Source organism: Qipengyuania sp., assembly GCF_048550555.1.
In the GTDB taxonomy this organism is placed as follows: domain Bacteria; phylum Pseudomonadota; class Alphaproteobacteria; order Sphingomonadales; family Sphingomonadaceae; genus Qipengyuania.
On record NZ_JBLYYF010000006.1, the window covers coordinates 36,402 to 54,468 of the forward strand.

Below are 18,067 nucleotides of genomic sequence, written 5' to 3' on the forward strand. Positions count from 1 at the left end.
GGTCGCCCCGGCTGGGCCGTTGGTAGAGGGGCCGGTTGACCGCGCAGGCGGTCGCCGGCCTATTCGCCTCGACCAACGATCAAGGGGGAACTGGCGATGAAAGCAGCATGTCTGGCGATGGCGGGGGCGGCGCTTGCGCTGTGCGCACCGCTCCATGCGCAAGAGAGTGAGCGCAAGGATTACGCCGCCGTCACCGCGGCGAGCACACCGGTCGCCGACGCCTATTTCAAGGCCTACATAGCGCGCGACTGGGATGCACTCGAACCTCTTCTGGCACCGGAAGCGAGCTTTCAGGACCCGACCGCGACCCACGTCTTCGGCGGCGTTCTGTCCGAAGGGCGCGATGCGATGATGCAGCGCTTCCGCGTGGGCTATGCCGGCATCAGCCACATGGAATTCGTCACCAACCGCCGCCTGCATTCCGGAGAAACCGCGATCTACGAAGGCGCGCTTCACTGGGGGCTCGACCTTGGCGACGGGACGCTGGTGGACAGCGTGACGCCGATGGTGATCGTGCTGACGGTGGACGACGGAAAGGTCGTGCGCCACCGCGACTATGTCGACTACGCGCCGTTTCTGGATGCGGTCCGCAAGGCGCGTACATCCGGCTGAGCTGAGCCGGCCGCGGATCGGGCTCGCCGGGCACTACCTCGATCAGACCCTCCCGCCAGAAGGCGCCAAACCCGCGCATTTCTGCTCGATGAAGATCACGCGGGAAGTGCGGGACTTCGCGGCGAAGCAGAACTCGGACAGCTACCTCGCGAGCGAGAATATCCGACCCTCAACGCCTGCCGTCACCGACCGGCGACAACGCCCCCGCCGAGGACGGCTTCGGCGTCACCGCTCCCACCTACGACCCCGCCGAATACTGCTGGGTGCCCGTCCGTCGCCGTCCGCGTCACGATGGGTGGACCGAGGAGAAGCAGCGGCGGTTTATCGAGGTGCTGGCCGATACCGGGCTGGTCGGCGCGGCGTGCAAGGAGGTCGGGATGAGCCGGGCGAGCGCCTATCGTTTGCGGCGGGCGGCGCATGCCGGGGCCTTCGCCCGCGCGTGGGAGCTGGCGCGCGAGCGGGCCGGGGCGCTGATCGAGGACATCGCGTTGACGGCTTCGACGCCTGCTACGCAACCGAGCGCGCGCTCGAGGTGGTGGAGGTCCAGACCTTCGACGGCGAGGGCGAAGCGACGGGTGCGGGGCTGCAGCGCGCCTAGCGCTTGATCCAGCCTTTCGCCTCGTCGAGTTCGGCCATCGGGAAGACCTTGAATTTATAGGGCACGATCGGGATGAAGAGCTTCGCCGTGCGCGCCAGCCAGGTCATGTCGGTCACCAGCGCGATGCGCGCAAAATCGCGCAGGTGCTTGAGGTCGAACTTGGTATCCTCCCACGCCGCATCGCCCGAGAAGGTGGTGTAATCCTCACCCATCACGAACAGCAGCTTCAGCCTGTCGTGCTCCTCCAGCTTCGCCTCGACCAGCGGGATCAGCGTGTCGCGATAGTCCTGCGCGGTGATGATCCCGACCGCGCGCACCGCGACCACGTCGCGCGGCAGGCCCTCGATCACCTCGAAGCGCCCGGGATCGTCCTCGCTCGCCCGCGCCCAGGCCTTGGCATCCTCGAGCTTGCGCGACGGGAAGCGGCGGATCGTCGCCACGACGAAATGGTTGGCGATCTCGGGGCGAGCGCCAGCAGCGCGGCATCCCCCACCACCGCGACCTTCTTCACGATCTTCTGGTGTTCCTTCACGAAGTGGAAATGCCGCGTCAGCGCGCCGAGGCTGTCCCAGTGCGGCAGGCCGTCGAGGCAGATGACGAGATTGGGCACGCGGTCGGTTTCGTTGATCCGCGTATCGATCGTCTCGGCGAGTCGGTCGAAATCCGCCTTTGCCAGCGCCCCCTGCGGGCGCGGAGGAGGACGTATTCCTCGTGCGATAGGTCGATGTCGATCATGGTCCGGCTCCTCTCTCGGCTGGGGCGCATGATGCACCGGTGCGGCGTCCGCGTCATTGACTTGGGTCAAATTCTCGCGGCGCAGGCGGGCGCAATCCGGCCTTCGCCGCGTGGCGCGATCCGTGGTATCCTGCACCTCGGATTGCCCTCGAGAGGAGATCCGCCATGCCCGCATTCCACCCGTTTCTCGCGCTGGCCCTGCTGGCGGGCGCCACCCCGCTCGCCGCGAGCGAGGGGACCCGCCCCGCCGCCGCGCCGGCCGGCGACGCCGACACCCGCTACTGCATGAGGGCCGAACCCGCCACCGGAACCCGCGTCGAACGCGTGGTCTGCTGGACCCGCGCCCGCTGGGCGAGCCAGGGCGTCGATGTCGACGCGGACTGGGCCGAGGAGGGCGTAACGGTCGAGGGGGGACCGGTCACGCGGGAGGCGCATGAATTTACTTCGCGGGCGTGAAATGGCATGAATGTCGCGCAGGGCCAGGGTGGGAATTGGCTATGAGCGAGACTGACATCGGCAAGGCCGTCGCGGCGGGAGACCCCGCAACCGACGAGGGACCGGACGACGGCAAGCACTTCTGGGGTTCGATCCGGGGCGTGATCACCGCGGTCAGCGGGCTGGTGGTGGCGCTGGCCGGGCTGATCACCGTGCTCGGCAATATCGGCCTGCTGGGCGGCAAAGCCGGAGGGGAGGAGAAGGCCGACCCGCGTCCGATCGAAACGCCCACAGAGGCAGCCAGGCCCGCACCCGTGCCCGTTTCGGGCGCCACCTCCGCGCCTACCGCGGCGACGGTCGCGACGAGCGAGCCGGACCCGGCGCAGGCCGATACAAGGATGTTCCGCGTCAGCTCGCCGAGCGACGGCTGGGCCGCGATCCGCGCCCGCGCGACCGTGTCGAGCGAACTGGTCGGGCGTCTCGAGAACGGCAGCTTCGTGCGCTGCGGCCGCCAGACTCCCGATGCGACCGGCATAGACCACCGCTTCTGGCGCTATTGCCCCGAGGTCCGCGGCTACATCGCCGAACGCCTCCTGCGCCGGACCGACGACTAGCGTGGCGCGCGGCTCGCACCGCACCGAGATCGGGGACCGCCACCCCCGATCGCTTCGCATCGACCCTGACAGGAACCCCGCCATGCCCGCCATCCGCCCGATCCTCGCGCTCGCCCTGCTGGCGGGCGCGGCACCGCTCGCCGCGGGCGACGAGACGGATCCCGGAACGGCGCATACCGCCGCGCCGGGCGCACCCGTCTTCACCCCCTCCACTTTGCCCTATCCCTTCTCCACCGCGGTGCAGGTCGGCGACGTGCTCTACCTCTCGGGCGACATCGGCGTCGACGAGAGCGGCACCGCGGTCGTCCCCGGCGGGATCGAGCCCGAGACGCGCCGCATGTTCGAGCGGATCGGCGCCACCCTGGCGCAGCACGGGCTCGGTTTCGGCGACCTGTTCAAATGCACCGTCTTCCTCGCCGACATGGGGGAATGGCCCGCCTTCAACGCGATCTACGCGACCTATTTCGAGAAGGGCCGCTATCCGGCGCGCTCGGCCATGGGTGTGAACGGCCTCGCGCTCGGCGCGCGGGTCGAGATGGAATGCTGGGCCTTCCGCCCGCAATAGGCAGGCGACCCGCTTCTGCCGGTGCTCAATCCCCGCCCGGCCAGTCGTGGCTCAGCAGCTTGACCGTCACCCTTCCGGTGGCGACGAGCGTGCCGGCCGCATCGTGCATCGGCACCTCGGCGGTGTAGCCCGCGCTGCCCTTGCGCGCGAGATCGGCGTGGAGCGCGGCGATCTGCTCCTCGGACAGGGTATACTCGCCGGTCACGTCGCTCGCCGCCATGCGGTGGAAATCGACCGCGATATCCTTGATGATCGGGAAGTGCGTCGCGGTGTCGATCACCGAGATGCCCGGCCCCGCCGCGACCGCCTCGGCGAGCACGCAGAAGGCGCCGAGATACATCACCTCGACGTGGTTGGCGTTGCCCTCGAGCGGCATCAGCAGCTTCGAATGGCCGCGCGCATCCTCGATCCTCCGCATGCCGGTGCGCTCGACGAAGGGCACGCGGTAGACGGGTTTTGCAGCAGTCTCGCTCATTTCTCTCCTCCCCTTGCAGCGGGGAGGCTAGCGCGCGGTTGCGCGGGCGCAAGTCCCGTCAGGCGCAGCCTTCGACATAGCCGAGTTCGGGCATCATGCCGACATGGACGATCGTCACCGTGCCGTCGGGATCGGTCTCGAAGCGCAGGCGGGGATCGGTGCCCGGCTGCGTCAGGTACTTGCCCTCGGTGTATTTGTGCAGCGTCTCGCGGAAGCCGGGGAAGGCGGCGCGGACATCCTCGATGCTCGAACCGGGGCCGACGCCTTCCTCGAGCGTCACGCCGCTGCCGTCGGAGACCGAGATGCGCTTGACCACGCCATTGGTGCGCATGGCGTAGACGCCCGGCCAGTCGGGCGAGGACAGCGTCTCGCAGCCATTGCCGATCTGCCCCTCGCCCGCGGTGAAGCTGCTGCCTGCGGGCACCGGCTTGCCGATGGTGAGGCCGCCGAGCCCGTCGAGCGTCAGCGTCTTGGCAGAAGCCTGCGTCGGTGTGGCGGTGGGGGTCGGTGTGCTGCCGGTACTCGCCTCGGCGGCGATGTCGCCATCCTCGGGCGCCGCTGCCTCGTCGGAGGGCGAGGAACAGGCGGCGAGCAGCGCGACTGCGGACACCGGGGCGAGCATGAGCGTGAGGGTCTTCATGCCCGAAACAGCGCCCGAGGTCGCCCGGCGTTCCCGTGATCGGGCGCGCGACCGGCTCCGTTCGACGGGTCCCGGGCAAATATGTCAGGTCTGGCAAGGATTTGACACCAGACAGCTATCGACTACACGTGTGGTTGACCTTTCGCCAACACCCGAACCCCATTGAGGAGACCGTCCTTGACCGCATCTGCATTCGCCCGCGCATGGAGTGCGCTGGCCGCGATCCTTGGCCTCGTCGTGCTGCCCGCACCGGCGCAGGCACAGGACGGGTCCGCGCCGATCGTGCTGCGCGCTGCGCATATGGTCGATGTCCGCAGCGGCGAATTGCTCGATGACGTGGCGGTAGTGGTCGAGGGCGAGAGGGTCCGCGAAATCGCGTCGAGCGACGCCGTGCCTGCCGGCACGCGGGTGATCGACCTCGGCGAGGCGACGCTGCTGCCGGGGTTGATCGACGCGCATACGCATCTGCTGCACCAATATTACCACAAATATGGCGATGACGGCGCCAACACGCTGATCGAGACCGCGACGCTTAGCGGGGCCGACCGCGCGCTGCTCGGTGCGGCCAATGCCCGCGCCATGCTCGAAGCGGGCTTCACCGCGGTGCGCGATCTCGGCAATTCGGGCACCAACAACGACGTCGCTTTGCGCCGGGCGATCGCGCGGGGCTGGGTGGCGGGGCCGCGCATGTATGTCTCGACCCGCGCGCTGTCGCCGATCGGCGGGCAGTTCGCGCCGCTGGCCGAGGAGGCGCAGGCGCTGGTCGCGCGCGAATATGTCGAGGTCACCGGGCCTGCGGAGGCGCGCCGAGCGGTACGCCAGGCGGTGTATGATGGCGCCGACTGGATCAAGGTGATCGTCAATTCGGGCGACAGCCGGCTGTCGCAGGACGAACTCGCAGCGATCGTCGAGACCGCGCATGAACTGGGCGTGCGCGTGGCGGCGCATGCGACCAAGGGCGATGCCGCGGCACTGGCGGCGGCGCGCGCCGGGGTCGACACGATCGAGCACGGCTACACCATCTCGCAGGACGTGATCGACGTCATGCTCGCCAAGCACATCGTGCTGGTGCCGACCGACAGCGCCACCGCGCCGCATCACGCCGAACGCATCCGTCGGGCGATCGCCGCCGGCCTGCCGCTGGCGATCGGTTCGGACGCCTATTACGCCGAGGAGGGCAAGTCGCGCGGCGAGCGCGCGGCGGCGATCTACCGCCGCTATGTCGCGGCCGGCATGTCCAACCTCGCGGTGCTGCGCGCGGCGACCATGGTGCCCGGCGCGTTGCTCGAACCCGAGCACCCGCTCGGCACGATCGCACCCGGCGCCCTGGCCGACATCATCGCGGTGCGCGGCAACCCGCTGGAGGATATCTCCGCGCTCGAACGCGTGGGCTTCGTGATGAAGGGCGGCGCGGTCGCGCTCGACACGCTTTCCGCGCCCGAGCGCCCGGCGGGAGAGTGACGAAGGTGACAGCGTGTCACTTTCGCGCGTCGTCCTCATAGTCCTGTAATATCGCCATTAAATCCTCGTCGGAGAGCGCGGACGGACAGGGGGACGCGGCGAGAAAGGCCGGATCGGCGCTGGTCCCGGCGCGGATCCGTTCGAGCTCGCTGGGATCGCCGGGCCCCGGCAGGCCGGTGGCGGGGGGATCGCCCGCCTCGATCCGCCCCAGCAGCGCCTCGAAATCGCGCGCATGGCGCTCGGCCAGCGGCCCCAGCCGCCCGAGGATGGGATTGCCGCCCAGCGTCGCGCGGCCGAGCAGCGCCACCGTCAGCCGCTCGTCATAGCGGCGATAGGTGTCGATCTTTTCGCCCTGGTAATAGACCGGCACCTCGACCCCGTTGAGCGCGCGCTCGAGCGCGGCATGCGCGAGCACGTCGAAGGAATGGTGGAAGGCCACCTCCCAGGCGAGGTCGAAGGCCTGCCCCTTCAGCCGGCTGCGCAGGCGGTAGGCCGACTGGCGCGACATGCCGACCGATTTCGCCGCCTCGGTGACCGAATGCGTGGCGGAAAGCGCGCGCAGGAAACCGACCTGCCTGGCGTGCGACCAGCCGTCGTGACGATCCTTGGGGCCGGTGGCGGACCCGGGGGCAGCGGGTGCGGGGTCGGAGGGGAAGGAATCGGCGGGCGGGATGGGGCTGTGGTGGGTCATCCAGCAGGATAAGGCACAAAACGCGCGTGTAGGAAAGTTTGCCCGCCGTTTACGTGCCCCGGCCGCCTGCGCTAGCGAGGCGCGCATGAGCGCGCCCACCATTCTCGTCCCCACCATCCTCGTCGACGCCGATGCCTGCCCGGTGAAGGAAGAAATCTACCGCGTCGCCGAGCGCTACAAGGCGCAGGTCCGCGTGGTCAGCAACAGCGCCTTCCGCGTGCCGGTGAGCGAGCGGGTCCAGCGCGTGGTGGTCTCCGAGAGCTTCGACGCGGCGGACGACTGGATCGCCGAGCACGCCTCACCCAACAGCGTGGTCATCACCGCCGACATCCTGCTCGCCGAACGCTGCCTCAAGGCGGGAGCGCAGGTGCTCGCGCATAACGGCAAGCCCTTCGACGCCGCCAGCATCGGCAGCGCCGTGGCCACCCGCGCCATCATGGAAGACCTGCGCGCGGGGATGGACGGCATGGGCGGCGGCCCGCCGCCTTTCGGCAAGGCCGACCGCTCCAGCTTCCTCCAGTCGCTCGACCGCGTGCTGGTCAAGCTCGCGCGCCGCTGAGCCGGTGCCGGGAAGGGCGGGGACGGTTTCGCTATCTATTTGCGCCGATCGGCCCATAACGCGCCCGGGGCATTCAGCCCCGATTGGAAAAGACCATGGCCAAGGGCCAAGCCAAGAAGAGCCGCGAGAACCGCAAACCCAAGAAGGAACAGCCGCCCAAGCAGAACGCCTCCAACCCCAGCACCAAGCCCGGTGCGATCAGGGGGCTGGAGAATATGAAGAACGGCTAGGGCCTAGCCCTCCTCGCGCTCGACCGGCGGCTGCGGCTTCTTCGCTCTGTGCTCCGCCAGCAGCCGGTCGATCTCGGCAATCCGCAGCCGCTCGGGCGTATCGCGCTTCAGTCCCTTGAGGCGGCAGGTCGCCCACAGCTGGCGGCGTTCGGATTCGAGGTTCTTGAGATAGAGATCGGCCATGCGGGCGCCTATGCGCGCTTGGGCCGGCGCTGGCCAGCACCATCGCGGCGGGGGCACCCCGCGCGGGTGGGGAAAGCCGGCGCGGATCGGCGCCGCGTCAGTCGGTGCAGCCGGTGACGAAGGCGCGCGCGGTGTCGGCGGCGACGGGCGGCAGCGGGCCGATGTCCTGCGCCCCGTAATTCACCGCGACGCCTTCGCTGCCGGTGAGGATCGCGAGCAGCGCATCAGGCACCGGCCCCTCGCCGCTCACCCCGCCGCGCAAGCCATCGCCCGCGGGATCGGCCACCAGCGTGACGACCTCGCCGCCCGACCCGAAGCTCATCCGCTCCTCGCTGCCGATCGGCCGGAAGGCGTTGACGTTGACGAGCATGCCGCCCCCCGCCGGGCAGAAGATATGCACGCGGCCCGGCTCGCCCTCGGTCACGCCGAAGAACAACCCGTCGCCTTCGCCGCTGGAGGTCATGTCCCAGCGGCCCGAGGGAAAGGTCTTGCCCGCATCGGTATGCGGCATGGGGGCGGGATGGCTGGTTGGGGTCAGGCTGTCCGCAGCGTTGGGGTGCGTCGGCTCGTCGGCCGGGGCCTGGTCGGCGGGTGCGGGGTCGCAGGCGGCGAGCAGGAGCATTGCCGGAACGGAGAGGAACTGGGCTACTAGGTGATGAGGAAGAAGTCTCACTGGGCGAGTGCCCCAATCTGTCAGATGAGGCCACTTTTGGGCGTATAGGATTTGATAGCCTCCGATGCGAAGTCTGACGACCTTATCGCGTCGCGGAGCCGTTCTCTGGAATCCTCGCCAATCCCTAGACCCGCAACCTGCCTATCCAAGCGCTTATCGACACTAGAAACGAGCTTCTTCATTCGCTTTTCATCTGCAGCAAGGTCGGACAACTCAGAGGCGAATTTAACCTTCGACGCCGGTTTCAAAGTCATAAAAGCTCGACCACCGAGAACTTGGCGCGAAGCCGCGTCCATGATGTAATATCGATAAATCTTTGTGTCAGCGGGGATCTTCTGATTCCGCCACAAGAACTCCATACGATAGTGAAGAAACGCCGCTGCATAAGCGGGACGAACATCCGCCTCCTCGGCAAAAATTATCTCATCTCGGCTGTCAATCTCATTTCGGTAGTTTCGAGCGGCCCGATGTGGAAGGCCCAACAGCGCCGCAGTATAGGCTTTGTAGAATGGCTGCATCTGGACGATTCGCGCCCTTTCGACCGTTTCCGAACGATACTGATTTTCACGGCGCTCCAAAAAGACGTGCCTGTCACCCGAGGCTTTGCGCGCATATTCTTCCAGGTTCTTCATAAAAGGCAACAAAGACCAAAACTGCTCATCCCTAACCGGATTCTGTTTATTTGTGCCCGAGATAATGGAAAAAATAAAATCTTCGTTTTTAGTGCCGATCAGCCTGAATGGCACCTTCACTCCGTTAATGTTTTTCCTGTTATGGAAAAGCACATTGCTTGTTTGACATCCGTTAACAACTTGAAAATCTTCGATCCGGAAATTGTTTCCTGTCCTGTCAACAGTCTTTGCCACAACTGTTATTCCATTGTTCCTATAAATAAAATTTGACTGCTCGCCTCGCTCCAGAGATGCAGCTATTTCTCTATTGATCTTTGAGTTTGGATTATAATCTCTAATATTGTCGAAAAATACTGCTTTGTTCAGAGATATAACCTCTTCTTCATCATCAGATACTGTTACTATCTTAAGCAATTCATCCGCCGAAATGAAGCCAATATAACCTTCGTCAACGCTCTCGTGCTCCGGTAAAACAACTGCATCTTTGAATTCAATGCGCACTTGCGATGCAGTTACGGCGGCACGATACAGGCGCTGCAGCTCAGCAGCGCCCACCATGCTTATCTGCATTCGCTGTTCGTCAAACAACGCAGCTTCGCTAAACGCGTCCTGAGTATTTTGAATCAATCGCCGGAGCTGCTTGCTTGACGATGGTTCAAACCTCCCGGTGGTAGCGTAGAAACAAAAGATTCCTGGATTTCGCTTTCCGACACCGTGCTGATAGATGTAGTCCTTCGCCGCAATAAGATCGTCAAGCTGATCGCTTTCGCCAGCCATCTCCCCCGACATAAATCCATCAACCGCGTCGAAGAATTTTCGGGCCTCTCCATAGTCGAAGGAAGATGACGTTTTCGCTTGAAAAAAGTAAAAATCGATTTGAGCATTGCTCACATCTTCAAGAGCAGCCGTAGCTTGGTCAACGTCAGATATGAGATTGCCCTGAATTATAATCGCGACACCGTCGAGACCGAACTCAGTTGACTTCAAGTGAGCCTCAAACGGGTCTACATTCTCTCCCGAACCTCCATTCAAGATGGCGTAAATCGAGTACAACTCGAATTGATCGCTCTCACTCTCATCGACGAGGTCGAATGATTCAGCAAAACTCTTGAGCTGAGCTTGATTGACGGGGTTCAAGTGCGCCTCGCAGGATAGTTTCGGTTGGTGCGAACTCGAGCTTAAGACGCGTTGGCGTGAAGGTAAAGCGCACCTCTAATCCTCCACCACATCCTAATTGTTTTCTCTACCATCGCGAGCGGCCTTCCCGTTAGCGTTGTCGCTGTCTGGGCTTTTGCTTGGCAAGCAGGGTCTTGTACTTTGCCTCTGCTGATTCTCAAAAATGGGAAGGCGCAGTTGTGACTGTATGAGTTTTTTTGTTCACGCGCGGAGCCTCCCCTACAGCACCATCACCCCCTGCCGCGGCTCCTTGAGCGCGTAGCTTGTCGCGCTCAGCGGGGCGCCCGCTTGCTCGAGCGCGGCGCGGCGGCCGGCGGGGTTGGTCGAGAGCTGGGCGGCTTCCCAGCGGTTCGTCGCGGCGAAGCATTCGTGCGCTAGGCAGCGCGCGACGAAACCCGCGGTGCGCGGCCAGCGCGCGGCATCGAGTTCGAACCCGGCATAGCGCGCATTGGGGAAGAAGCTGGCGATAGCGATGTCCGCCAGGCCGATATCGCCGAAGATGAAGCCGTCTGCGGGCAGCTCGCCTTCGAGATAGTCGAGCACCATGGGCATGTCGGCTTCGAGCGTCGCGGCGATCCGCGCCGCGTCGCCGGGCTCCTTCCACACCAGCGGGTGGACCACCTTCTGGTAGAACAGGCCCCAGATGAAGACGTCGCCCATGCGCGTGTCGGCGAATTCCTCGAGCCAGCGCGCGCGGGCGCGGTCGGCGGGGGAGGCGGGCAGCAGCGGGTGCGTATCGGGATATTCCTCGTCCAGCCAGGCGCAGATCACCGAACTGTCGGATAGTACGAGATCGCCCTGCACCAGCACCGGGATGCGGCGCAGCGGCGAGAGGCGGGCGAAATCGTCATTGCCGTAGAAGGGGGTGATCGGGTCGATCGTGTAGGCGAGCCGCTTGAGCGCCATGCAGGCGAGCACCTTGCGCACATAAGGGCTGACGAAGCTGCCGATGATGAGGATGTCGTCGCTGTCGGCCATGGTGGCGCGGCTCCCTTGCTGCCCTGCGCCCCGGCCCATGCCGGTGCGGGAGCCGGGTTACAGCATGGCGGGACGCGCCGGCCAAACGCTATTTCGCAGGGCGCCGGGTATCGGGCGCGGATTGCACCGTCATGCGACTGCGGCGCGGAGCGGCCAGCACCCGTGCTCGACATGGGTGGTCTTGCCGACCGCGCTTTCGGTCAGGATGATTTCCTCCACGGTCCAACCGATCGGCGGCATCTTTTGCGCCCCCAGGCGGTCGCCGCGATAGTTGATCGTGATGTGCGGCTCGGGCGTGGTGCCGTCCATGATCGGCGCCTTGCACGCCAGCATGTGGTTCACCAGCGCCTTCTGGAACGCCCGCGCCTCGGCCAGCGGTTCGCGCGTGCGCAGCGTCACCGCCTTGCGGTTCTCGATCCGGTCGAACCGCAGCGGAAACGGCGGTGCGGCGAAGCTGTCGAGCGCGGCCACGGTGGCGGGCAACCAGTCGGGCGGCGCGCGATGCAGATCGTAGAGCGTCATCAGCGTGACATGGAGCAGCTCCGCCCCGCGCGCCGGATCGTTGCGCGGCAGGGCGGCGATCCGCGCCTGCACCTCGGGCGGCGGCCTGGCCATGACGTAGAGCGGTTTGCGGGCGCGCATGGGCGCGAGCGTAGCACGGGGCGGGAGCGAGGTGGACCGGCGAGTGGCCGCGGGGTCGGATCGCAGGTCTTGACGCTGGTCGCCGCTATTCGTCGGCCAGTTCGATCCGGACGGCGCCGCTGGCGTGCACCGGCTGGCGCGTCTCGGCCGGCGCGAGGGCTTCCGCGTGCGGCTCCGGCGGCGCAGGCTGCGCGCTCGCGGCAGCGACGCGCGAGCGGGGCGGGGCGCTGGGTGCCGGTTGCCATTGTGCGAGGTGGTCGATCTCGGCCTCGCTCAATTCCCCCTCGGCCTCGGCCTCGAGCGGCACCCGGTCGGGGACGTCGGACCATCGCTCGCTCGTCTGCCGCAGGCGACCGTGGAGCGCGAGCGCGACCACCGGCACGGTGCCGGTCGGGGTGACCAGCGGATAGTGGTCGGGGAGTCGTTCCTGGCCGGACCGATCGTAGGCGAGAGGCGGACGCTCGGGCGTGGAGACGGCAGGCCGGTCGTCGCTCGGCCGCAGCATCGAAACCGACCCGATAGCCTTGCCGCTGAGCGCGCCCGCCGCCGCGACCGCGAGGAGCAGCGGCGCGGCGATCCAGCGCCGATCGATCGGTCGGGGCCCTTTCGGGCGAGGCGTATGGCGGCGTCGCTTGGTCACTCGGGTCTCTCCTCCCCTGCCAACGCCCGGGTGCGGCGCGGTGTTCCGCCGCCGGCGCCCGCGAGCGCTGGACACGCCGTGCCTTTGGGCTAGTCTCCCTCCCGCGAATGGGAGAGTGGCCATGACGAAGGGCGAGGGCGGCTGCCTGTGCGGGGCGATCCGCTACCGGATCGAGGGCGAGGGCGCAGCGGCGATGGTGTGCCATTGCACGCATTGCCAGAAACAGTCGGGCAGCGCCTTCTCGACGATCCTCGGCGTGCCCCAGGGCCAAGTCGCGATCACCGGCGAACCGGCGACCTATGCCGACAGCGGCGAGAGCGGCAAATCGGTCGAGCGGCTGTTCTGCGGCACCTGCGGGTCGCCGCTGTTCTCGAAGGTCGAAGTCGCCCCCGGCATGCTCTGGGTCAAGGCGGGGACACTCGACGATGCGAGCGGCTTTACCCCCGCCGCGCATATCTGGACGCGGAGCAAGCAGTGCTGGGTCGAGACCGGCAACGTGCCCGCCTTCGAAACCAATCCGGGCTGAGGGGCGACACATGGCCAGCATCCGCGCCCGCCTCGTCAACCTTGCGCTGCCACTGCTCGGGATCAAGCGCTTCTTCTCGCAACCCGACAGGCTCGACGAGCGTATCGCGCGGCTCCGCCAGCGGAAGCCCGTCCGCCCGCGCGCTAAATGGCGCAAGACCTTCGATATCGCCGAATTCTCCAGCCGCGGCTATCCGGTGGTGACGATCGAGCCCAGGTCGGGTGCGCGGCCCGGCGCGCCGCACCTGCTCTACCTCCACGGCGGCGGCTATGTGATGGATATCGCCGCGCTCCACTGGGACACGGTGATGGATTTGTGCGAGCGGTTGGGTGCCTCGGCCACCGTGCCGCTCTATCCGCTCGCGCCGGAGGCCAAGGCGGCGGGCACGCTCGACAAGATGCGCGCGCTCTGCCTCGAACTCGCCGAGCGCTATGGTGCGGATAACCTCACCGTCATGGGCGACAGCGCAGGCGGCGGGATGACGCTGGCTTTGGCGCAGATGCTGCGCGACGAGGGAGCGCCGCTGCCTGCCAGCCTGGTGCTCTATTCGCCCTGGCTCGATGCCACGGGCAAGGCCGAGGGGCAGCGCGCGATCGAACCGCGCGATCGCATGCTTGCGGTCGGCGGACTCGAGGCCTGCGGCGACATGTATCGGGGCGAACTGGCGGTCGAGGATCCGAAAGTCAGCCCGCTGTTCGGCGAACTGGCGGGCCTGCCGCCCATGGCGATCTTTTCGGGTACGTCGGACATTCTGCTGGTCGACGGGCGGCGGCTGGCGCATAGGCTCGCCGCGCCAGGCATGCCCGACCACATCTATCGCGAGTATGCCGACATGTTTCACGTCTGGATGCTGCTGCCGGTGCCCGAGGCCCTGCAGGCCCGCGCCGAGACGGTCGAGTTCATCCGCGAACACAGGAAAGACGCATGAACCTTCGTCACTTCCCGATCCTCCTTGGCCTGGTGTGGGTGACTGCCTGCAGCGGTGGCAGCGGAGATGCGCCGGGGGCATCCGCCACCGCTTCCTACGACGGGATCGCCGCAGGCGAGACGGTCCACTACACGGGTACCGAGCCCTTCTGGGGCGGGGCCGCGGCGGGCGGCATGGCGACCTACGAGACGCCCGACAATCCGGGGGGCAGTGAATTCCCGGTCGAGCGCTTTTCCGGCAATAACGGGATCGGTTTCAGCGGAAGGCTGAAGGGGGCATCCTTCGACATGACGATCACGCCCGGCGCGTGCTCGGATGGCATGAGCGACCGGACCTATCCCTATACCGCGACGCTGATGCTCGGCGGCGAGCAACGGCTGGGCTGTGCCTGGACCGACAGCCAGCCCTTCAGCGGGCCGGAGACGCCCTAATGGCGCCGCGCCGGATGAGCGGCTGGCGCCTCTTCTTGTGGATCGCCGCGGCCTACAATCTCGTCATCGGTCTCGGCGCCTTCCTCGCTGCCGAATGGGGTTCGCCCGGGGCGGTCAACGGCGTGCTCATCTTCGCCTTCGGCCTGCTCTATGCGCTGGTCGCCCGCGAGCCGAAGCGCTTCGCCCCGATTCTGCTTGCGGGCATTCTCGGCAAGGCGATGGTCGTGCTCATGCTCGGCCCGCCCAACTGGACCGATGGCGGGGACCCGGCGATCGGCGCGATCGTCGCGGGCGACCTCCTGTTCGCGCTGGGATTTGCGGCCTTCTTGATCGCTCTGCGCCGCCGTGGGTAGAATTCCGGATTTCCCGCGCTGGCTCGGTTTCGCCGGGCTCTTGCCGCAGCTCGGTTGCGTCGCGGTGCTCTATGCCGGGCCTACCGAATGGCGCGCTGCCGCGCTGGCGCTGGCCTTCGCCTATGCCGCGCTGATCCTCTCCTTCCTCGGCGGGGCATGGTGGGGGATCGCCGCCGCCGCGCCCGCGGCCGAGCGACGCAATGCGCTCGGCTGGTTGTGGATCGCCGCCGTGGTGCCCAGCCTCGTCGCGCTGGCCTGCTTCCTGCCCTGGGCGCTCGGCTGGCAATGGCCCGAACCCTCGCTGGTCATGCTTGCCGGGGCACTGCTGGTCGGCCTCGGCGTCGATGCGCGACTGGGTGCGCTCGCACCGCGCTGGTGGATGGCGCTGCGCGTGCCGCTGTCGCTCGGCCTCGGCCTGCTGACGTTGGCCGCCGCGCTCGCCTAGCGCCGCGCGACCCCAGCGGCGTCGAGCTCGGGGCCCAGCCGCCGGGTGAGCCACAGCCACCACATGCGGAAGTCGGCGCGCAGGCTCCACAGCGGATAGGTGAAGGTCGCCGGGCGGTTCTTCTCGTGCCCGAAATGCGCGATCCAGGCGAAGAAATACCCCGCCACCGGCATGGCGGCCAAGAGCAGCAGCTTGCCGGTCAGCGATGCCGCGACAGCGAGCGCCACCACCAGCGTGGTTCCGATGTAATGCAACGCGCGGGTGCCGGGGCGGGCATGTTCGCGCAGGTAGAAGGGCCAGAACGCGGCGAAGCTGGTGTAGCGGCGGGGGCTCATTGCAGCCCCGGGATCTCGAGCTGTGCCGGGCTGGGCGCTTCGGGCATCATCAGCTCGCGTCCAGACGGCGCGGTGCCCGCCTTCGCGGTCGTCCCCGGTACCGCGCCGATCGCGGTGCAGCTGCGCCCGGCGAGGAAATCCAGCGCAGTGGCGATCGAGGCTTCCTGCGGATCGCCGAGCGGTTTGAGGATATCGTCCGCCGCGCGGCAGGTGCGCGGCATCACGTCGGCGAGGCCGCTGTAATAATCGCCGCCGCCGTCGGCATTGACCGAGCGGAAGGCCACCACCCGCAAGCGGTCGTCGCAAGCCGACCGGTCGCGCGCGATCTGGCCCACCGGCTTGCCATAGGTGTCGGTCCCGACCAGCGCGATATTCGCGCCGAGATAGGGAATGAAGGCATTGGTCACGAGTTCGCTCGCCGACGCGGTCCCCTCGGTCCCGATTACCGCGATCCGGGTGGCGGCGATCGCCTGCGTTTCGGCGCCGAAATTGCGAACCTCGTTGTAGCTGCTCTTGGAATCGCGAAACAGCGTCCTGCTGAAGACCTGTCCGGTCCTGTCCGCCGCGAGCAGGTCGCCCAGGACTTCGGCCACCGAGACGAGCCCGCCGCCGTTGTAGCGCAGGTCGAGGATCACCTGCGTAACACCCTGCGTACGGAACGTGGCGAAGGCATCGCGCAGCTGCTGCTTGGCGCTGTCGACAATGAAGGTCCGCAGGTTGAGATAGCCGACCTTGGTCCCGCCATTGTCGAGAATCTTCGCCCCGTAGCGGTTGGAAATCGGATCGAGTGCATAGTCGGTCTTGGTCAACGAGATATCGCTCTGGCTGCCGCCCGGCTGCCTGATCGTAAGCGTGCGGGTGACGCCGGGATCGCTCGGTCCCAGCGCATTGACCACCGCCTGCGCCCCGCCGTTCGCCATCAGCGCGGTGACGCTCTGGCCGTTCACCGCCAGGATCTCGGTTCCGCGGTCGATACCCTCCGCGAAGGCCGGAGCATTCTCGAACGCCTCGACCACGAAGACGCGACGGGCGCCGACATCGTAGGTCAGCCGTACCCCGAAGCCGGCGTTCGACCCGCTGTTGATGAGCGCATTCTCTTCCGCGATCGAGGTGATGTAGGTGAAATAACGATCCCGGTTCTGCGCGCGGGCGGGTGCCACGACCGCGTCGATATAGGCCTGGAGCGAATTGTAGCCGGTCCCGTTGACCGATTTGTCGAGCAGGCTGGGGAAGAGATACCACTCGTCGAGCTGGCCCAAGGCCCAGTCCTGGCGGCTGGCGAGCGAGCAGGTGTCGCTGGTGCCGCCTCCCCCGGAACTGCCCCCGCCACCGCCACCGCCGGTATTCCCGCCCCCTGTACTTCCGCCGCCCCCGCAAGCGGCCAGTGACAGTGCCAAAGTGGCGGAGATGAAGGTGCGACCCAGTCCCATGCGCCTGCTCCCGTGCAGCCATTGTAAAGCGCCCCCGCCGGGGCCGAACCCGGTCCATGACGGGTAAATCGGGGAGGGGCAAGGGCGCTGATGGTCGTTGGCAAGCCCCGTTTCCCCCCGAAAACGGTGCAAATTTCGCCGCATGGGATGGTTTGTATCCCCCAGCTATGCCTTAAAGGCGCCGCTGAAGACGCCCTTGGGGCGCGAAAAGAGGAGTTTTCATGGCTGGCGGCGGTGCGCCCTGGGTTCGAAATGCGGTTGGCGGAGAGGCCGTGGGGCATGTCCTGACACTCGAGAAAGTGGCCGACGAGCGCGTGCTCGGTCGCGGCGGTTTCGCCCTGACCAGCGCCGCGTTCCGCCATGGCGGCGAACTCGATCCCTCCTTCACCGCGATCGAGGAAGATTCCGTAGCGCCGCCGCTCGAATGGACCGCGCCACCCCCCGGTGCGCAGGAACTGGTGCTGGTCGCCGAGGATGCCGACAGGGGCCACGTCCACTGGACCGTCTGGGGCCTCGCGCCGCAGAAGGGCCAGCTGATGGAGGGCGAGACCCCGCCGCGCACCGGCAAGAACGCCCATGGCAATTCGGAATGGCTGCTGCCCGACCCGCCGCTGGGCGAGGAGCACCGCTACGTCTTCCAGCTTTTCGCGGTCGACCTCCCGCTCACGCTGATGCCGGGGGCGACGCATGACGAACTCGTCCGCAATCTCGACGGACATGTAACCGCCGCCGCGGTCCTGACAGCCCGGTTCGAAGGCCATGAGGTCGAGGAACTGGATGTCGGCGATCTCGACGACGTAGATTGAAGCATAGCCAAGGAAAGGATTAGTCATGGCTGGCAAGAACAACGCACTGCAGAAGCCGGTGAACCTGTCGCCGGAACTGGAAAACGTGGTCGGCAAGGGTCCCATGACCCGCGCCCAGGTCACGTCGAAGGTGTGGGATCACATCAAGGCGAACAACCTGCAGGATTCCAAGGACAAGCGCATGATCAACCCCGACGACAAGCTCGGCGCGGTGATCGGCAAGGAACAGATCTCCATGTTCAAGATGACGGGCGCCGTCTCGAAGCACATGAGC

27 protein-coding genes are annotated in these 18,067 nt (G+C 66.7%); 14 read left to right on the forward strand and 13 right to left on the reverse strand.

Annotated features, from left to right (window positions below):
• Nucleotides 1-96 precede the first annotated feature (96 nt).
• Entirely contained in the window at nt 97-612 is a 516-nt protein-coding gene (locus ACN4E0_RS00765; RefSeq protein WP_419564464.1) for a nuclear transport factor 2 family protein, read from the forward strand.
• Between the two features lie 594 nt (nt 613-1,206).
• Here ACN4E0_RS00765 and ACN4E0_RS00770 read toward each other — a convergent pair.
• On the reverse strand, nt 1,207-1,650 hold the full coding sequence (locus ACN4E0_RS00770; protein ID WP_419564466.1) for an STAS/SEC14 domain-containing protein: 444 nt from the start codon (nt 1,648-1,650) through the stop codon (nt 1,207-1,209).
• Complete coding sequence (locus ACN4E0_RS00775; protein ID WP_419564468.1) at nt 1,557-2,120, reverse strand: STAS/SEC14 domain-containing protein; 564 nt, start codon at nt 2,118-2,120, stop codon at nt 1,557-1,559. The genes ACN4E0_RS00770 and ACN4E0_RS00775 overlap by 94 nt, the downstream gene beginning before the upstream one ends.
• Between ACN4E0_RS00775 and ACN4E0_RS00780 the strand changes: the two genes are divergently transcribed.
• From ACN4E0_RS00780 to ACN4E0_RS00790, 3 genes are all read left to right on the forward strand, one after another.
• Nucleotides 2,111-2,401, forward strand: a complete 291-nt coding sequence (locus ACN4E0_RS00780) for a hypothetical protein (RefSeq protein ID WP_419564470.1) — start codon at nt 2,111-2,113, stop codon at nt 2,399-2,401. The genes ACN4E0_RS00775 and ACN4E0_RS00780 overlap by 10 nt on opposite strands.
• A 41-nt stretch (nt 2,402-2,442) precedes the next feature.
• Nucleotides 2,443-2,994: a hypothetical protein gene (locus ACN4E0_RS00785; protein WP_419564471.1), complete on the forward strand. Its 552-nt coding sequence runs from the start codon at nt 2,443-2,445 to the stop codon at nt 2,992-2,994.
• Nucleotides 2,995-3,076: 82 nt separating this feature from the next.
• Entirely contained in the window at nt 3,077-3,559 is a 483-nt protein-coding gene (locus ACN4E0_RS00790; protein ID WP_419564473.1) for a RidA family protein, read from the forward strand.
• Between the two features lie 25 nt (nt 3,560-3,584).
• Here the strand turns inward: ACN4E0_RS00790 and ACN4E0_RS00795 are convergent, their stop codons facing one another.
• Together ACN4E0_RS00795 and ACN4E0_RS00800 are read right to left on the reverse strand one after the other, a co-directional pair.
• Nucleotides 3,585-4,034, reverse strand: a complete 450-nt coding sequence (locus tag ACN4E0_RS00795) for a PaaI family thioesterase (RefSeq protein ID WP_419564476.1) — start codon at nt 4,032-4,034, stop codon at nt 3,585-3,587.
• Nucleotides 4,035-4,092: 58 nt separating this feature from the next.
• Complete coding sequence (locus ACN4E0_RS00800) at nt 4,093-4,674, reverse strand: hypothetical protein (protein ID WP_419564478.1); 582 nt, start codon at nt 4,672-4,674, stop codon at nt 4,093-4,095.
• 177 nt (nt 4,675-4,851) lie between these two features.
• Here ACN4E0_RS00800 and ACN4E0_RS00805 point away from each other — a divergent pair, with 177 nt between their 5' ends.
• Nucleotides 4,852-6,135, forward strand: a complete 1,284-nt coding sequence (locus ACN4E0_RS00805; protein ID WP_419564479.1) for an amidohydrolase family protein — start codon at nt 4,852-4,854, stop codon at nt 6,133-6,135.
• A 16-nt stretch (nt 6,136-6,151) separates the two neighbouring features.
• Here ACN4E0_RS00805 and ACN4E0_RS00810 read toward each other — a convergent pair whose 3' ends face one another.
• Nucleotides 6,152-6,826 (reverse strand): hypothetical protein, encoded by a 675-nt coding sequence (locus tag ACN4E0_RS00810; RefSeq protein ID WP_419564481.1) that lies wholly within the window; start codon nt 6,824-6,826, stop codon nt 6,152-6,154.
• Between the two features lie 85 nt (nt 6,827-6,911).
• Between ACN4E0_RS00810 and ACN4E0_RS00815 the strand changes: the two genes are divergently transcribed.
• Nucleotides 6,912-7,385, forward strand: a complete 474-nt coding sequence (locus ACN4E0_RS00815; protein ID WP_419564484.1) for a YaiI/YqxD family protein — start codon at nt 6,912-6,914, stop codon at nt 7,383-7,385.
• Between the two features lie 95 nt (nt 7,386-7,480).
• Nucleotides 7,481-7,615: a hypothetical protein gene (locus tag ACN4E0_RS00820; RefSeq protein ID WP_419564487.1), complete on the forward strand. Its 135-nt coding sequence runs from the start codon at nt 7,481-7,483 to the stop codon at nt 7,613-7,615.
• 3 nt (nt 7,616-7,618) lie between these two features.
• Here the strand turns inward: ACN4E0_RS00820 and ACN4E0_RS00825 are convergent, their stop codons facing one another.
• The 6 genes from ACN4E0_RS00825 to ACN4E0_RS00850 form a co-directional block, all read right to left on the reverse strand.
• Nucleotides 7,619-7,798 carry a hypothetical protein gene (locus tag ACN4E0_RS00825; RefSeq protein ID WP_419564489.1) on the reverse strand — a complete coding sequence of 60 codons (180 nt, stop codon included), beginning with the start codon at nt 7,796-7,798 and terminating at the stop codon, nt 7,619-7,621.
• 97 nt (nt 7,799-7,895) lie between these two features.
• The gene (locus ACN4E0_RS00830; RefSeq protein WP_419564491.1) at nt 7,896-8,471 is read right to left on the reverse strand and encodes a hypothetical protein; all 576 of its coding nucleotides are present in this window, start codon (nt 8,469-8,471) and stop codon (nt 7,896-7,898) included.
• Between the two features lie 20 nt (nt 8,472-8,491).
• Complete coding sequence (locus ACN4E0_RS00835) at nt 8,492-10,240, reverse strand: AIPR family protein (RefSeq protein ID WP_419564494.1); 1,749 nt, start codon at nt 10,238-10,240, stop codon at nt 8,492-8,494.
• Nucleotides 10,241-10,498: 258 nt separating this feature from the next.
• Entirely contained in the window at nt 10,499-11,257 is a 759-nt protein-coding gene (locus ACN4E0_RS00840) for a glutathione S-transferase family protein (RefSeq protein ID WP_419564497.1), read from the reverse strand.
• Nucleotides 11,258-11,386: 129 nt separating this feature from the next.
• Nucleotides 11,387-11,899 (reverse strand): 2'-5' RNA ligase family protein, encoded by a 513-nt coding sequence (locus ACN4E0_RS00845; protein WP_419564498.1) that lies wholly within the window; start codon nt 11,897-11,899, stop codon nt 11,387-11,389.
• A gap of 85 nt (nt 11,900-11,984) precedes the next feature.
• On the reverse strand, nt 11,985-12,539 hold the full coding sequence (locus tag ACN4E0_RS00850; RefSeq protein WP_419564500.1) for a hypothetical protein: 555 nt from the start codon (nt 12,537-12,539) through the stop codon (nt 11,985-11,987).
• A gap of 121 nt (nt 12,540-12,660) precedes the next feature.
• Between ACN4E0_RS00850 and ACN4E0_RS00855 the strand changes: the two genes are divergently transcribed.
• From ACN4E0_RS00855 to ACN4E0_RS00875, 5 genes are read left to right on the forward strand one after another with little or no spacing between them, the layout of a single operon-like run.
• Nucleotides 12,661-13,065 (forward strand): GFA family protein, encoded by a 405-nt coding sequence (locus tag ACN4E0_RS00855; RefSeq protein ID WP_419564502.1) that lies wholly within the window; start codon nt 12,661-12,663, stop codon nt 13,063-13,065.
• A 10-nt stretch (nt 13,066-13,075) separates the two neighbouring features.
• Nucleotides 13,076-13,993 carry an alpha/beta hydrolase gene (locus tag ACN4E0_RS00860; RefSeq protein WP_419564504.1) on the forward strand — a complete coding sequence of 306 codons (918 nt, stop codon included), beginning with the start codon at nt 13,076-13,078 and terminating at the stop codon, nt 13,991-13,993.
• Complete coding sequence (locus ACN4E0_RS00865) at nt 13,990-14,424, forward strand: COG3650 family protein (protein ID WP_419564506.1); 435 nt, start codon at nt 13,990-13,992, stop codon at nt 14,422-14,424. The genes ACN4E0_RS00860 and ACN4E0_RS00865 overlap by 4 nt, the downstream gene beginning before the upstream one ends.
• Before the next feature lie 14 nt (nt 14,425-14,438).
• Nucleotides 14,439-14,777, forward strand: coding sequence for a hypothetical protein (locus tag ACN4E0_RS00870; protein ID WP_419564507.1), 339 nt, complete (start codon nt 14,439-14,441; stop codon nt 14,775-14,777).
• The gene (locus ACN4E0_RS00875; protein WP_419564509.1) at nt 14,770-15,222 is read left to right on the forward strand and encodes a DUF3429 family protein; all 453 of its coding nucleotides are present in this window, start codon (nt 14,770-14,772) and stop codon (nt 15,220-15,222) included. Before ACN4E0_RS00870 ends, ACN4E0_RS00875 begins: the two co-directional genes overlap by 8 nt.
• Here ACN4E0_RS00875 and ACN4E0_RS00880 read toward each other — a convergent pair.
• Together ACN4E0_RS00880 and ACN4E0_RS00885 are read right to left on the reverse strand one after the other, a co-directional pair.
• Nucleotides 15,219-15,557: an Mpo1-like protein gene (locus ACN4E0_RS00880; protein ID WP_419564511.1), complete on the reverse strand. Its 339-nt coding sequence runs from the start codon at nt 15,555-15,557 to the stop codon at nt 15,219-15,221. The genes ACN4E0_RS00875 and ACN4E0_RS00880 overlap by 4 nt on opposite strands.
• On the reverse strand, nt 15,554-16,987 hold the full coding sequence (locus tag ACN4E0_RS00885) for a S41 family peptidase (RefSeq protein WP_419564513.1): 1,434 nt from the start codon (nt 16,985-16,987) through the stop codon (nt 15,554-15,556). The genes ACN4E0_RS00880 and ACN4E0_RS00885 overlap by 4 nt, the downstream gene beginning before the upstream one ends.
• A gap of 221 nt (nt 16,988-17,208) precedes the next feature.
• Between ACN4E0_RS00885 and ACN4E0_RS00890 the strand changes: the two genes are divergently transcribed.
• Nucleotides 17,209-17,793 carry a YbhB/YbcL family Raf kinase inhibitor-like protein gene (locus ACN4E0_RS00890; RefSeq protein ID WP_419564514.1) on the forward strand — a complete coding sequence of 195 codons (585 nt, stop codon included), beginning with the start codon at nt 17,209-17,211 and terminating at the stop codon, nt 17,791-17,793.
• Nucleotides 17,794-17,818: 25 nt separating this feature from the next.
• Nucleotides 17,819-18,067, forward strand: a 249-nt coding sequence (locus tag ACN4E0_RS00895) for an SWIB/MDM2 domain-containing protein (protein WP_040966059.1), incomplete at its 3' end; no start/stop codon positions are given.

Bases quoted from the DNA above. Each gene is read 5' to 3' on its own strand.
- ACN4E0_RS00765 (WP_419564464.1), top strand. From the start codon at position 97: ATGAAAGCAGCATGTCTGGCGATGGCGGGGGCGGCGCTTGCGCTGTGC.
- ACN4E0_RS00780 (WP_419564470.1), top strand. From the start codon at position 2,111: ATGCCCGCATTCCACCCGTTTCTCGCGCTGGCCCTGCTGGCGGGCGCC.
- ACN4E0_RS00775 (WP_419564468.1), bottom strand. From the start codon at position 2,120: ATGCGGGCATGGCGGATCTCCTCTCGAGGGCAATCCGAGGTGCAGGAT.
- ACN4E0_RS00785 (WP_419564471.1), top strand. From the start codon at position 2,443: ATGAGCGAGACTGACATCGGCAAGGCCGTCGCGGCGGGAGACCCCGCA.
- ACN4E0_RS00790 (WP_419564473.1), top strand. From the start codon at position 3,077: ATGCCCGCCATCCGCCCGATCCTCGCGCTCGCCCTGCTGGCGGGCGCG.
- ACN4E0_RS00795 (WP_419564476.1), bottom strand. From the start codon at position 4,034: ATGAGCGAGACTGCTGCAAAACCCGTCTACCGCGTGCCCTTCGTCGAG.
- ACN4E0_RS00800 (WP_419564478.1), bottom strand. From the start codon at position 4,674: ATGAAGACCCTCACGCTCATGCTCGCCCCGGTGTCCGCAGTCGCGCTG.
- ACN4E0_RS00810 (WP_419564481.1), bottom strand. From the start codon at position 6,826: ATGACCCACCACAGCCCCATCCCGCCCGCCGATTCCTTCCCCTCCGAC.
- ACN4E0_RS00815 (WP_419564484.1), top strand. From the start codon at position 6,912: ATGAGCGCGCCCACCATTCTCGTCCCCACCATCCTCGTCGACGCCGAT.
- ACN4E0_RS00820 (WP_419564487.1), top strand. From the start codon at position 7,481: ATGGCCAAGGGCCAAGCCAAGAAGAGCCGCGAGAACCGCAAACCCAAG.
- ACN4E0_RS00825 (WP_419564489.1), bottom strand. From the start codon at position 7,798: ATGGCCGATCTCTATCTCAAGAACCTCGAATCCGAACGCCGCCAGCTG.
- ACN4E0_RS00840 (WP_419564497.1), bottom strand. From the start codon at position 11,257: ATGGCCGACAGCGACGACATCCTCATCATCGGCAGCTTCGTCAGCCCT.
- ACN4E0_RS00845 (WP_419564498.1), bottom strand. From the start codon at position 11,899: ATGCGCGCCCGCAAACCGCTCTACGTCATGGCCAGGCCGCCGCCCGAG.
- ACN4E0_RS00855 (WP_419564502.1), top strand. From the start codon at position 12,661: ATGACGAAGGGCGAGGGCGGCTGCCTGTGCGGGGCGATCCGCTACCGG.
- ACN4E0_RS00860 (WP_419564504.1), top strand. From the start codon at position 13,076: ATGGCCAGCATCCGCGCCCGCCTCGTCAACCTTGCGCTGCCACTGCTC.
- ACN4E0_RS00865 (WP_419564506.1), top strand. From the start codon at position 13,990: ATGAACCTTCGTCACTTCCCGATCCTCCTTGGCCTGGTGTGGGTGACT.
- ACN4E0_RS00870 (WP_419564507.1), top strand. From the start codon at position 14,439: ATGAGCGGCTGGCGCCTCTTCTTGTGGATCGCCGCGGCCTACAATCTC.
- ACN4E0_RS00880 (WP_419564511.1), bottom strand. From the start codon at position 15,557: ATGAGCCCCCGCCGCTACACCAGCTTCGCCGCGTTCTGGCCCTTCTAC.
- ACN4E0_RS00885 (WP_419564513.1), bottom strand. From the start codon at position 16,987: ATGGGACTGGGTCGCACCTTCATCTCCGCCACTTTGGCACTGTCACTG.
- ACN4E0_RS00890 (WP_419564514.1), top strand. From the start codon at position 17,209: ATGGCTGGCGGCGGTGCGCCCTGGGTTCGAAATGCGGTTGGCGGAGAG.